A 13,715-nucleotide genomic window follows, 5' to 3' on the forward strand; every position below is an offset into this window, starting at 1 on the left:
GGGACAGTCCGCTCATTACATCTTTTTTAATGCGTCGGCATAATGACGGGAAAATGCTTTGATAAAGGCATCTAGCATTCCGTTCTCACCCTCGGATGCGCGCGTCTCCCAACGTTTACTGAACTCATCCCACGCTTTGCGCCCACCACCGCCCATCAAACCACCGCCAATTTCGGCTTCAATTTCGGATGGCGACAAACCACCAAGCATTTCCGCCAACGCGGGTTGCAACGCGGCGATCACTGCCGCTTGGTGGCATCTGATATCGACAAGTGCATTTTCAAATCCGTCTGCGCCAGTTTGATACCCATCGCGCGGTCTCAAAAAGAGTGCTTCAAAGGCTTCGTCGGGGTTCAAAAGAAATTTCATGGGGTTATTGCCGGTGGCGACCCGCATTGTGCGATCTTCATTGCTGACGAAAAGCTTTACAGCCGTTCGATCCTGCAACATTCGCATGAGTTCTTTGGTTCCTACACGGGCGACTTGTCCAAGAATGCGGCCCAAAGCTTCGGGCGGTATTTGAAGTTGCGACGTATCGGTGATTTCCGCCCCTTCCATGAACCCCCGCAAGAACGCATCTGCCTGAGGGTTTGCAGAGCCTGCTGGCGCCATAGGGGGTTGGGGGGACGGGGCCGGTGCTGCGGACAACGGAATTTCTGCGCCAAACCCGTCGCCATTGTGCGCATATGATTGCGCTGGCGGAGGCGTCGGGGCAGGGGGCGGCGGGGTTGGGACTGGTGCCGATGGCTGAAGCGGCGGCGCTGCAACCTGTTGCCCAAAAGACGGAGGGGTCGAAACAGAAGAGTTCCCCGATAGCGCAAACTGAGGCGGCGTCGTTAAGGCTGCCGACGGAGTATTAAGAGCCGCATTATAATCAGGCTGCATGGTGCGCGGTGAATTCAATGGCGCCTGTTCTGCGGGTGTTGAGTAGCTTGGCGTTTGCAAATTCTGCGCAACCCCTTCGGATCCCGCCCCTAAATCCCCCCAAACATCGTCAAATTCATCTGCGGGCGCGGACATTGGCGCGGCATAGCCTTCATGTTGATAAGGAGCGGCCGGCGGTGGAGGCGGTGACGGCACAGCCGCAGGGGGCGGCGGCGCAACAGGTTGCGGCTGCTCGGCTTCGACCAGCTCGGCGACAATGATATATTGCCCGACGGTAAAGCGATCCCCGTTCTTGATAGGGTGCGCTTGGTCTATTCGATACCGCTCTCCGTGCAGAAAGGTACCGTTGCTCGAAACATCAACCAGCGTGTATTGCCCATGTTCAAAATGGATATCAAAGTGATGGCCAGAAATATGGCGTGATGCATCGGGCAGAACCCAATCATTTCCTGCCTTACGACCTACTTGTGCGCCCTTTTGGTCAAGGCGCAAGGATATGGGGCCACCAGTATCTAGTGTCGGGTGGTTTTCAATACGCAGCACGAGGGTCGTCATTGCAGACAAATATCCTTAAAAAAACGGAGGAGCTAGTCGTACACTCTAAACAACCCTGCCGCGAGGTCTAGTACCCTCGCCATGGATACCGACCTTTGATCGAGGCTAACTTGCCCCAAAGCGCGCAGCACAGCGGCGTTAACAGCCTTTGGACACCGCCACTCCGGCATCGTCACGGGATCATTGGGGGCCAATGCCCCGCCCGACCAACCAACTGCCAATCCCAAATATACGGTGGCCGAGCGGCGGGGCGCAAACAGCGCCGTTTGCATCGTGCGCCAACGGTTTTCCGCACTCGGGTGATCAATCCATTGGGATACCCACGTAAACAGGGGCATTTCGTTGGGGGGTATTTCAGGCAAGGTGATACGAACGGCTTCCATGGCCCAGTTAATTGCGATCACAGGTTCAACAGCAAAGGAGGTATAGGTGATCGCATCTTCTGGTGTTGTGGAGCCGCGCAACCTTTCAAAAAAGGCAAAGGCATCTTCACCCTCTGTCGGGCGGTGTTTGGTAAACCCGCTGATCTCGGGAATTTTCTGATATAATTCATTTGGGTTCGCAAAGCGAAGCGCCGGGGTTGGGGGGATTGTGTAATCCTGATCCAGATCATTAATGGGCGTATTCATAATGGATTTTCCTGTTTACGAGAAAATCATTGCGCATTGCACAGGTAGCCGTCAACAGAACAACGACGAAATCGACGCCAAGCGGCCCAGGGTTCCAAAATCTGATTTCAAACAATAGCACTTGAATTCAACCCGAAACCACTGGGGGTTGGCGGCTTTATCGCTAGAAACAAAAGTGGCTTTGGTTTCGAGCGATGGTAGACAAGCTACCCTGTTGTTTTGAGGTTTCTACAGTTTGAAACCCCGAAAGATTATCGGTACACGCCTTTTGTTAATGAATAGAACAGCCTAGTAAGCTTGTAAAACCGCGCCATCGCGCACACCAGGGTATCGATGATGAACGAAATTAAATCAGTACTGATTACGGGTGGTACAGGCTCTTTTGGCAAAACGATGCTGCGTCAATTACTAGACGACAGCACTCCCGAATTGCGCATTCTAAGCCGCGATGAAGAAAAACAAGATGCTCTGCGCAACGATTTGCGCGACGAACGGGTGCGCTACTACATCGGTGATGTGCGCGATATTGATAGTATCCGCCGTGCGGTCGCGGGCGTAGACTGCGTGTTTCATGCCGCCGCTTTGAAACAGGTGCCATCTTGCGAGTTTTTCCCGATGGAGGCGGTTCGCACAAATGTAATGGGATCCGATAATGTGATCCGCGCCGCCGTTGAGGCGAAAGTGCGCAGTCTTGTTTGTTTGTCGACCGACAAGGCCGTGTTCCCCGTCAACGCCATGGGCATGTCAAAAGCGATGATGGAAAAAACAGCGCAGGCCGCTGCACGCGATCTGGGTCCAAACGCAGCCACAACGATCAGCTGTGTACGATATGGCAACGTTATGTATTCGCGAGGCTCGGCCATTCCGCTGTTCATTCGCCAGATCAAGGCGGGCAAACCGATTACTGTGACTGAACCCACAATGACCCGTTTTCTGATGCCGCTGCGCGATAGTGTGGCTTTGGTGCGCTATGCGTTTGAAAACGCAGGGCAGGGGGATTTGTTTATCAAAAAGGCCCCCGCATCCACGATCATCGATCTTGTTGAAGCTATAAAGCAACTGTTCGGAGTGCCTGATCATCCCGTCGAAATTATTGGCTGGCGCCATGCAGAAAAGCTCTATGAGACTTTGGCCAGCGCGCAAGAACTGGGCCAGTCGGATGATCTGGGCGACTATTACCGTATCAAGATGGATCAACGCGGGCTCGATTATAAACCGTTCTTTAGCGAAGGCGATCAGCAGACCGTGCGCCTTGAGGACTACCATTCACACAATACCGAGCAGTTGGATGTTGAGGGCGTGAAAGCATTGCTTCTTAGCTTGCCAGAGGTGCAGGCCGAACTGGCTGAGGGCTAGGGTGATGAAGATTGTCGTGACGGGCGCGCGCGGGTTGATTGGCTGGCATGCACATGCGCGCCTCTACGCGGCCAATTGTGCGGCGTCATTTCAAGGAAGTGATACCCCTTACGAAATCGCGCCACTAGGTCATACTGATTTTAAAGATGATGCGAAACTCGAAGACGCCCTGACAGGGGCAGATGCTGTCCTTCATTTCGCAGGTGTTAATCGCGCGCCCGACGATGAAGTGGAAGCCGCAAACCCGGCGATTGCGCGTCGGTTGATCGCCGCCTGCAATGCGGTGGGCGCCACACCTCATATCGTTTATGCCAATTCCACACACGCGGCGTCTGACACCCCCTATGGACGTGGCAAACGGATCGCGGGCGAGGTCTTGGCAAAAGGTGCAGGACGCTACACTGACCTGGTGTTGCCGCATATTTTTGGCGAAGGGGCACGCCCCTATTACAACAACGTCACCGCCACATTGATTGATAAACTGCTGGCAGGTGAAACCCCAGATGTGAACCCCGAAGGCCGTGTGATCTTGTGTCATGCAGGGGCGGCAGCACAGGCCGCGATTGATGCGGTTCTTGGCGGCCATACCGGTGTGTTAGAGCCTGATGCGCGGCCCATGTCGGTGCCTGATCTATTGGGCAAACTGCAAGGATTTCACGACAGCTACGGCGCGAATATCTATCCTGATCTGACGGACCCCTTTGATGTAGCCCTGTTCAACAGCTACCGCGCTGCCAGCTATCCAGACGGATGGCCACGCCCGTTGAAGTTGAACACCGATGCGCGGGGCACGTTGTTTGAAGTGGTCAAAGGGGGCGGCGGGGGCCAGACGTTCCTATCGACGACCGAACCCGGCGTGACGCGTGGCGATCACTTTCACTTAGACAAGGTCGAGCGGTTCCTGGTTGTTCAAGGCAAGGCGGTGATCCGCATTCGTAAGGTGCTGACAGACGAGGTCTGGGAATACCCCGTGAGCGGAGATGCACCAGCCCCAGTGGATATGCCCACGCTCCATACCCACTCTATTGAAAATGTGGGCCAGGGTCCGTTGCTCACGCTCTTTTGGACGCATGATTTGTTTGATCCGCAAAACCCCGATACATTCGCAGATAAGGTGCTGACATGAACAAATTGAAGGTCATGACCATTCTGGGCACCCGCCCCGAGATTATTCGGCTGGCGCGCGTTATGGCGCGGTTGGATCAATACACCGATCACATCATAACCCATACAGGCCAGAACTGGGATTACGAGCTGAACGAGGTCTTTTTCGAAGATCTTGGCGTGCGTAAGCCCGATCATTTCCTTGGAGTTGGGGGCGGCAGCCTTGGCGAAACGCTTGGTGGTATCCTGACCGAGACCGAAAAGGTGCTGGTGCAGGAAAAGCCTGACGCGGTTCTGGTGCTTGGGGATACAAACTCGGCCATTTCGGCGATCATGGCGCGGCGCATGAAGATCCCTGTGTATCATATGGAAGCGGGCAACCGCTCGTTCGATCGCAACGTGCCCGAAGAAACGAACCGCCGGCTTGTGGACCACATCGCCGATTTCAATCTGGTTTATACAGAACACGCGCGGCGCCATTTGTTGTCCGAAGGGTTGGAACACCGTCGGATCAACCTGACAGGCTCGCCGATGCGTGAGGTTCTGGAACATTACCGAGACCAGATCGAGGCATCGGATGTTGTGGACCGTCTGAACCTAAAAACACGGGGTTATTTCATTGCTTCCCTGCATAGGGAAGAAAACGTAGACAATCGCGCGCGACTAGAACAGCTGGTGACGGCACTGAACACGCTGGCGCAAGTCCATGATATGCCAGTGATCTTGTCGACCCACCCGCGCACCCGCAAGCGGTTGGAGGCCTTTGGGCTCACTTTTGATCCGCGCGTGCAGGACATGAAACCCTTTGGATTTCACGACTATAACAGCCTGCAAATGAACGCGTTTTGCGCTATTTCAGATAGCGGGACGATTGCCGAAGAATCCTCGATGCTTGGGTTCCCTGCAATCACACCACGCGATGCGATTGAGCGCCCTGAAGGCGTGGATGTCGGGTGCATCATCATGACGGGGCTGAACAGCGATACGATCTTGAACGGGGTCGCAGCCGTTACCCAAATGTTTGCAGAACGCGAAACCGCGGGAACGCCGCACCCTGTGCCAGTAGACTACCAAGTGAGCAACACATCCGAGCGGGTCGTGTCATTGATCCTTGGCACTGCCAAGCTCAGCAATCAGTGGGATGGCATTCGCCTAAACGATTCCACGCAATGACCGAACGCGACAAAGTCATAAAACGTGGGTTTGATTTCACGGTTGCGCTGTGCGGATTGTTGGTCTTGTGGCCTGTCATCGCCGTTACCTGGGTGTTGGCCCGCCGTGACACAGGCGCCAGCGGCTTTTTCGTGCAAGAACGTATCGGGCAGCACGGGCAACCGTTTCGGGTGGTCAAACTGCGCACAATGCGCAACGTGGGCGGCACCACTGTGACCACCGCGAATGACGCCCGCATCACCCCGCTTGGGGCCAAGTTGCGGCGTTATAAGCTGGATGAATTGCCGCAACTTTGGAATGTCTTGAAGGGCGAGATGTCTTTTGTCGGGCCGCGCCCCGATGTGGCAGGTTATATGGATCTTCTTCCCGAAGAGGACCGCGTCTTGCTAAGCTTGCGTCCGGGCATCACTGGTCCTGCGACGTTGAAATACCGCCGTGAGGAAGAGGTTTTGGCGCAGCAAGATGACCCGCAGGCTTATAACGACACGGTCATCTGGCCTGACAAGGTCCGCATCAACCGCGAGTATCTCGCCAATTGGTCGTTGGCCACCGACCTACGTCTGATCAAAGAGACCATTTTGAAATGACGGATCTTGAATTCAAACCAGTGATCATTCTTGGGGCAGGGCGCTCGGGCACGAACATGCTGCGTGATGCGCTGACGGCATTACCCGACATCAACACATGGCCTTGCGATGAAATTCAGCCTATTTGGCGGCATGGTAATTTGGGGCAGCCAACGGATCAGTTCACCGCCGATATGGCAACGCCTGATGTTGTGGCCTTTGTGCGTCGCGCCTTCGTGCGCCAATGGAAAGCGCGCGGGCGACCACGGATTTTGATCGAAAAGACTTGCGCAAATACCTTGCGAGTGCCGTTTGTGGCCAAAATTTTCCCTGAGGCCCATTACGTGACAATCGTGCGCCACGGTGAAGATGTTGTATCGTCGGCAATAGCCCGATGGGAGGGCAAACTGGAAGTCCCCCCTTTGTCATATTTCGCGGCCAAGGCGCGGTTCATTCCGCTGGTCGACCTCCCTGTTTACGCGGGGCGGTTTGTCTCGAACCGTATCGATAAACTGCGCGGCGTGTCCCAACGGTTGCGCACATGGGGCCCAATTTGGGACGGCCTGGATGCAGTGCAAAACGCGCCCTTGGATGAGATTTGCGCCCGCCAATGGGCGGCCTGCGTGCGCCATACGCGGCAGGATTTGGAAACTTTAACCCTGCCGCAGACTTTGGTTCATTATGAATCTTATCTGGCAGATCCCGAAGGCGAGACGCGGCGCATTTTGGATGATATCGGCTATGATGGCACGCAAGTCGATTTGCCAAAAGCCGTGGCTGCGGTCAGGCGCAAGCCCGCATCCTTTGCAGCGCGCGGAAAACTGCGTGAAGAGTTGAAACCGATATTAGACGCGGAATGCCGCGCGTATGGATACGGAGTTTAAAAATGCGAATTTGGCTATCGAAACCCCATATGTCGGGCACTGAACAAGCGTATATCGCGCAAGCCTTCGAGAGCAATTTCATCGCGCCTTTGGGGCCGCAACTCAATGCATTCGAAGACTGCGTCGCCACGTATTTGGGCGGCGATGTCGGGTGCGTTGGGCTATCATCAGGCTCGGCTGCTTTGCATCTGGCATTGCGTCTGGCGGGTGTTGAAGCTGGTGATGATGTATGGGTTTGCTCGATGACATTCGCGGGGGGGGTTTTCCCTGTCCTCTATCAAAATGCCCGTCCCGTGTTCATTGATCTGAGTGCAGACAGCTGGACGATATGCGTTGAAACGCTTGAGGCGCATTTGAAGGCTGCAAATGATACGAACACGTTGCCCAAGGCGTTGGTGCCAACAGATCTATACGGCCAAAGTGTCGAGATGGAACCGATTGAACGGCTGTGCGCGCAATATGGCGTGAAGCTGATTGTCGATAGCGCGGAAAGCCTTGGCGCGCGCGATGCATCGGGGCGCGCTTGTGGCACAGGCGGGGATGCAGCGATCCTGTCGTTCAACGGCAACAAGATTATCACAACGGGCGGCGGTGGTATGCTGGTGTCGCGAGATCATGAGATGCTGGAGGAAGCACGCAAACTATCAACGCAAGCGCGTGATCCCGCGCCGCATTACGAGCATTCGACCTATGGGTATAACTATCGTTTGGGTAACGTCCCCGCCGCAATCGGACTTGGGCAAATGGAAGTCCTGGATGAGCGTGTAACGGCAAGGCGCGCTGTGTTCGATCGCTATGTTGGAGCCTTTGCGGGGCAGGCGGGTGTCACCTTTATGCCAGAACCAGACGGAGCCTATTCAAGCCATTGGCTAACCGCCGTGAGTTTTGATCCAAATGCGTGCGGGCGCAGCCGCGAAGACATTCGTCAGATGTTGATGGAGCATAAAATCGAAGCACGACCACTTTGGAAGCCAATGCATATGCAGCCTGTGTTTGAAGGCACGTTATATTATGGGCAGGGCGTTGACGAAGGGCTGTTCGAAACTGGGCTTTGTCTGCCATCAGGAAGCGACATGACCGTCACCGAACAAGGCGAAGTCATTGACCGCATCGCCGAATTCCTCAAAGCGGCCTAAGTGCGTTGAAATTGCTTTTCACCCACCGGTTCTTTTGGCCAGATACACCGCCCTATGCGTTGATGCTGCGCGATATCGCAGCGGCTTTTGCCGAAGATGGCCACGACGTGCATGTTTTTGCCTCTCGCCCGTCGTATCGTGATGGGACGGCTGGCGGGAATGATACTGAGCATTTAGATTTGGAAATCACCCGGTGTTTTGCGTTTCAGGGGGAAAAGAAAAATCCTGCTAAACGCATTGCAAATGTGATTCTATATTGCTTGGCGCTGATGTGGCGCATCTTGCGACTACGCCCCGATATCGTCACAGCATCGACATTCCCGCCCGTGGCCGCTGCGTGGTGTGCCAGCCTTGCGGCAAAAATAGTTGGCGCGAAGTTCATTTATCACATGCAAGATATTCACCCCGAAGTCTCTGTTTATTCTGGGGGAATAATGGGGCGCGGCTTGGTGCGGCGCGTTTTCACATGGCTTGACAATCAAACGTTGCGGCGATCGGCAGCCATCATTGTACTGTCACAAGACATGGCTGAAACTTTGGAAAACAGAGGCATTGGCGCGCTTCCAGTCCAAGTGATCAACAATTTTGATCTCTCGAGTTCCGAGGCATCAGACCCTGTTGAAGTTGCGGCCTTCGCCAAAGAAGAGACAAAGGTGCGCGCGATTTTTGCAGGGAATTTGGGCCGCTTCCAGGACCTCCCCGAACTGGCAGAGGGGGTCGCAACCTGTTTCGATAGACACCCCAATCTCGAACTCATGTTCTTGGGATCCGGTAACGCCGAACAGGAATTAAAGGCGAAATGGGGCGATCACCCGCAGGTCGTCTTTGCGCCGTTTATGCCCTTTGCGCAGGCCAAACATCTCATTTCCGGGGCTGATATCGGATTGGTGTCGCTTTCGCCTGACCTTTATCGCGTCGCCTATCCTTCAAAGGTCCTCACCTATCTGGGGCTCGGCCTGAAAGTTTTGGCAGTCGTAGAACCCCACAGTGCACTTGCCAATGAGCTGAGTTCAAAAGGGATCGGCGTCGTCCCTACCGATAGAACACCTGCAGCCATTTCCCGTGCGCTGGAAACTTTCCTAACCGACCAGACGCAGAAAGAGAAAGTTGCGGTGGCCAATCCATATACGCGCAAAGCCACTATCGACCATTGGAAAACGCTGGTGGGTTCAATCTGATCCCGCTCAAATTTTAACATAATTTCCATTATTGGACAGCGTGGTGGTCAATATTGGGTTCAAATGTCGGTGTCCTGCTCCCCGAAACTTTCAGGATGTGACCCGCCGGGTTGGTCATGCTTGCGCTGCGATTCTGGTAAAGCCAAACGGGGCCCGTAAACGGTATTGCTCTTTTACAAGGTGATAGCATTGGCCTGTTCTGGCAAAACACTTTTTAGGTCCATAACCACGCCCCCCACTTTGAGAGGCTTGCAAAGATCTTGCCAGTCGGAAGTCAAAAAATCAGCGTGTGGCACAGCTAAAACGATTGCTTCATAAGCATCAGGCTGCAAGCTGTCCAAAAGCTCTATTCCAAATTCTTGATGCGCCGTTTCTGGTTCTACCCAAGGATCAAACACATCTACATCGAGGCCAAATTCCTTAAGAGAGCCAATGAGGTCTACTACCTTTGTATTTCTAACGTCAGGACAGTTCTCTTTGAAAGTGAGCCCAAGAACAAGCACCCGTTGGCCGCGTATCCCTAGCCCTTTCCCGATCATGGCCTTCACCAACTTGGACGCTACATGATCCGCCATGCGCGAATTAATTCTCCGGCCAGCCAAAATGATCTCGGGATGGTGACCCGCTTGCTCGGCCTTATACGCAAGGTAGTATGGATCCACCCCGATACAGTGGCCACCGACTAAGCCAGGCGTGAAGTTCAGGAAATTCCATTTCGTACCTGCCGCCGCAAGAACATCGTAAGTGTTGATGTTCAACCTATCAAAAATCATTGAGAACTCATTCACCAATGCAATGTTCAAATCACGTTGGGTATTCTCGATAACCTTCGCGGCTTCAGCCACCTCTATAGACGGGGCCAGATGTGTCCCTGCCGAAATGATAGAGCGATAAGTCTCATCAACGAACGCGGCGGCTTGAGGCGTCGATCCAGATGTAACTTTGACAATATCTGCGATACCACGCGATGGATCGCCTGGGTTTATCCGCTCGGGCGAATACCCAACGAAAAAGTCTTCATTCAATTTAAGACCTGAGGCACGTTCCAGAATCGGAACACAATACTCCTCTGTCGCGCCTGGATATACAGTCGACTCGTACACAACAAAGTCGCCCGGCGCTATCGCCCTTCCGACGAGCTCCGATGCGGATCGCAATGGTCCAAGATCAGGAGCCTTTGCCGAATTTATTGGGGTGGGCACCGTAACAATATAGAAATTTGCGGCGGCAAGATCCTGTTCTTGATCAGAAAAAGTTAGCTCACTCGCAGCACCTAATTCATCCGCTGTAATCTCGTTGGTTCGATCGATACCATTTCGTAGTTCGGCAATGCGCTGCGTGTCGATATCAAACCCCAAAGTCTGTTTTTTTTGACCAAACCTCACCGCAACAGGCAGGCCAACATAGCCCAGTCCAACCACTGCTACTCTTAGATGGTGCTCCGCGCGTTGATGCATTCGCTTTTCCTTAAGTCTTCAATTCGAGCCCGTTATGCGCTGTTTTTCCAGACGATCAATTCCACCGCGCACTTGCACTTCAAATTGAAAAGCCGCCCACAATGCAAAGCTCGCAAAAAGCTACGCTTATCTTCACCGCCTAAGTGACATTTTCGAAATAAATGTAAACAGCAAAAAATACGCCACAATAAGCGGAAGAGGCGAGATGATGCCATTAATGACAAATTTGGACAAAGAATTCGCTGACATCTCTACGATGATGGCAAGTACTGGCAGCATGGCCAGATCCCGGTTTCTGACTATTCTGAAGCAAAGAATGCTCAATAAAGAGAACAACCATCCAACCAAAAACGAGCCTACCAAGACACCGGTCCAGCCGAACTGCCAATAGAGATCACCAAACACGGTGGCAGGCATCAAACTTCGCCGGTCCGATTGTGTTACCATTTGGTAAAATTCCAAACCTGGCGCATACAGAACTGGTTTGTTTGGCCACAACACCCGCGGAACAAAGTACATCCACACATTGTTTAACGATTCCGATTTTTGACCCTGTTCATGGAGTTCGATGGCAATAGCCTGCTGACCGACAAAACTGAAACGCGTCCACCACCGCTGAGTTTCCAGCGACGGCAGCCCGACCGCCGAAGACGGGTTCAGGAAAAAGTCTGTCGCAATATCGAAGCGCTCCAAATGAGTGGCGCGGCTGATATTGCCGGCTTTCATATAAATTGAATTCCGCCCGTGGACGACCAATGGCTGCAAGGTTGAATAGACGATTAGAATAATAAGAAATGAGAGTGCCAACCGACGCAGCCTCGGCCGCGCCAAATGGGCCCCTAAAACTGGAAGCAACAAAGCAACGACGACTGCGGATTTTGAAAAGCTGAGAACAGACAGGGTAAGATGCACAGGAAATGTCAAAGCAAAGACTATAGCGAGTAAAGAGTCGCGGCGCGCAACGACAAGATAAGCAAGCATGGCATAGCCTGCATCAACCATTGGGGTCATTTTGGTAATAACGCCGGGGACCACGCGGCCTTCGTGCTGAGCTGGAACGACGACTCCGTATTTCAGGTACAAACCAAACAAAACGAAAAATAGCGCAGTCACCTTTAGTCCCTGCAAATTAGCGCTTTGCGCAACAGGCCTTTCAATCGCTTCGACCCATTTTTGATCGGCATATCTTAAATGCGCATATACGCCGAGCAAAATTGCAGTTGTGCCAACAACCGACAGGCCGTTGGCTTGGGCGAGTTGAGTATCGGTCACAGACAAAAAATGGCGCGATAGATAGAGCCTCGTAAGTTCGTCTCCGAACACCTCTACCAAGGGACCAAAACCAAAAAAGATACCACATTGCAGCGGCAACCAGAAAAGAGGTGTCCAAATTGTGTCTGCCTCTTTCAAAACAATCTTGGCAGCAAGAATGAGGAAAATTGCGGCCATATACATTTGACCGAAACTGTTCAAAAATGAATCGAAAACTGCATTCCCCGCTCCTGTTGGGAAAACAAAATGCAGCACGCAAAGTGGCGCCATCGCCGCAATTGCGAACGAATAATACCTCTTGAAAATCACACCGTTTGAGCGTCTGTCATCTGGAATGATTGCGCCCGCAACATCAGCCATTTAAAATCCAAACTACGCGAGCAGAACAACTCGCATCTTGTGCATCCGAGCCATCATTCTACCAAGGGCTCGCCCGTTCCGACGAACATAACAGCTTGTTTGTAGTTACGTGGCCGAACGGCTAGATAGCAAGATAACAAACGTTTTAGCCAGACCAAAGCGATACCACCGTGAAAATCAACATTTTTATGAGATCCCGGCTGAACAAGCGCTGGAGTATTGAGCGCGTTTTTTCGGATCTGAAATCAAACTTCAGCGCCGCATTTGAAACCGAAATTGTGAGCGCTCCCTACAAATCCCAAGGTGTCGGCCGCCGTTTGGGGTTGTTGTTTTGGGCATATAAACTTCGAACCGACATTAATCATATCTCGGGTGACATCCAATTTGTCGCTTTGGCTCTCCCCAAAAAAAATACAATCCTGACAATCCATGACATTGAACGTCTTAGGCACCTAAACGGGTTTCGCGGTTGGATATATAAAAAGCTCTGGTTCGAGTGGCCGATGAAGCGTGTCGCCCAAGTCACGACCATTTCTGAAAAGACGCGTTCGGACCTTGTCGAAATTGTTGGTTTTGACAGACAGAAAATCGAGGTCATTCACAATCCCATTTCGACCGCCTTTGTCCCAAATGGGGCGCCCTTTAACAGTAGCAATCCGCGTATTTTGCACATTGGCACCCGTGAGAACAAAAACCTTGAACGCGTTATCGAAGCCGTTTCGACCCTGCCATGCACCCTGGTCATTATTGGCCACCTGAGTGACGCTCAAAGGGGATTGCTCGCGCAGCACGATGTCGTATTTGACAACCATTTCGATCTCACAGATGAGGAGATTGTTGCCCAATATCAAAGCTGCGATATGGTTGCATTTCCGTCATTGTTTGAAGGTTTCGGGCTGGTCGCGGTCGAGGGCCAAGCCTGCGCCAAACCGGTGGTCACAAGTTTTGGCAGCCCGTTCGACGAAGTGGTTGGACAAACCGCTTGCCTCGTTGATCCAAAGGATGTGATGAGCATTCGAAACGGGATCCAAAAAGTTATCGAAGATACAGCATTTCGGGATGACCTGATTTCGTTAGGTTTGAAAAACGCGAAACGCTTTTCCCCGGATGTCGTCGCTCGGCAATACGAACAGATTTACACCAAGATAGGCACATAAAGT

General features: G+C 52.9%; 12 protein-coding genes. 8 read left to right on the top strand and 4 right to left on the bottom strand.

The features are described 5' to 3' along the window. Positions 1–15: 15 nt before the first annotated feature. Both tagH and L1065_RS13255 read right to left on the bottom strand, forming a co-directional pair. Positions 16–1,440 (bottom strand): type VI secretion system-associated FHA domain protein TagH, encoded by a 1,425-nt coding sequence (gene tagH / locus L1065_RS13250; RefSeq protein ID WP_237095985.1) that lies wholly within the window; start codon positions 1,438–1,440, stop codon positions 16–18. Between the two features lie 32 nt (positions 1,441–1,472). Then, a complete protein-coding gene (locus L1065_RS13255; RefSeq protein ID WP_237095986.1) occupies positions 1,473–2,069 on the bottom strand; it encodes a hypothetical protein in 597 nt (198 codons plus the stop codon). A gap of 333 nt (positions 2,070–2,402) precedes the next feature. Between L1065_RS13255 and L1065_RS13260 the strand changes: the two genes are divergently transcribed. The 7 genes from L1065_RS13260 to L1065_RS13290 are packed head-to-tail and all read left to right on the top strand — an operon-like array spanning position 2,403 to position 9,466. Beyond that, on the top strand, positions 2,403–3,425 hold the full coding sequence (locus L1065_RS13260) for a polysaccharide biosynthesis protein (protein WP_305082557.1): 1,023 nt from the start codon (positions 2,403–2,405) through the stop codon (positions 3,423–3,425). A gap of 4 nt (positions 3,426–3,429) precedes the next feature. Continuing rightward, positions 3,430–4,551, top strand: a complete 1,122-nt coding sequence (locus L1065_RS13265) for an NAD-dependent epimerase/dehydratase family protein (protein ID WP_237095987.1) — start codon at positions 3,430–3,432, stop codon at positions 4,549–4,551. Next, the gene (gene wecB / locus L1065_RS13270) at positions 4,548–5,702 is read left to right on the top strand and encodes a non-hydrolyzing UDP-N-acetylglucosamine 2-epimerase (RefSeq protein WP_237095988.1); all 1,155 of its coding nucleotides are present in this window, start codon (positions 4,548–4,550) and stop codon (positions 5,700–5,702) included. The genes L1065_RS13265 and wecB overlap by 4 nt, the downstream gene beginning before the upstream one ends. Continuing rightward, complete coding sequence (locus tag L1065_RS13275; protein ID WP_237095989.1) at positions 5,699–6,289, top strand: sugar transferase; 591 nt, start codon at positions 5,699–5,701, stop codon at positions 6,287–6,289. The genes wecB and L1065_RS13275 overlap by 4 nt, the downstream gene beginning before the upstream one ends. Next, complete coding sequence (locus L1065_RS13280) at positions 6,286–7,152, top strand: sulfotransferase (protein WP_237095990.1); 867 nt, start codon at positions 6,286–6,288, stop codon at positions 7,150–7,152. Before L1065_RS13275 ends, L1065_RS13280 begins: the two co-directional genes overlap by 4 nt. Before the next feature lie 2 nt (positions 7,153–7,154). Next, a complete protein-coding gene (locus L1065_RS13285; RefSeq protein ID WP_305082558.1) occupies positions 7,155–8,288 on the top strand; it encodes an aminotransferase class I/II-fold pyridoxal phosphate-dependent enzyme in 1,134 nt (377 codons plus the stop codon). Between the two features lie 11 nt (positions 8,289–8,299). Further along, positions 8,300–9,466 carry a glycosyltransferase family 4 protein gene (locus L1065_RS13290; protein ID WP_237095992.1) on the top strand — a complete coding sequence of 389 codons (1,167 nt, stop codon included), beginning with the start codon at positions 8,300–8,302 and terminating at the stop codon, positions 9,464–9,466. Between the two features lie 173 nt (positions 9,467–9,639). Here the strand turns inward: L1065_RS13290 and L1065_RS13295 are convergent, their stop codons facing one another. Together L1065_RS13295 and L1065_RS13300 are read right to left on the bottom strand one after the other, a co-directional pair. Further along, complete coding sequence (locus L1065_RS13295) at positions 9,640–10,923, bottom strand: nucleotide sugar dehydrogenase (RefSeq protein WP_237095993.1); 1,284 nt, start codon at positions 10,921–10,923, stop codon at positions 9,640–9,642. A gap of 132 nt (positions 10,924–11,055) precedes the next feature. Next, the gene (locus L1065_RS13300) at positions 11,056–12,555 is read right to left on the bottom strand and encodes a hypothetical protein (RefSeq protein WP_237095994.1); all 1,500 of its coding nucleotides are present in this window, start codon (positions 12,553–12,555) and stop codon (positions 11,056–11,058) included. A gap of 278 nt (positions 12,556–12,833) precedes the next feature. Here L1065_RS13300 and L1065_RS13305 point away from each other — a divergent pair, with 278 nt between their 5' ends. After that, positions 12,834–13,712, top strand: coding sequence for a glycosyltransferase (locus tag L1065_RS13305; RefSeq protein WP_237095995.1), 879 nt, complete (start codon positions 12,834–12,836; stop codon positions 13,710–13,712). The last annotated feature ends 3 nt before the right edge of the window (positions 13,713–13,715 follow it).

Source organism: Nereida sp. MMG025 (assembly GCF_021654165.1).
GTDB lineage: Bacteria > Pseudomonadota > Alphaproteobacteria > Rhodobacterales > Rhodobacteraceae > Nereida.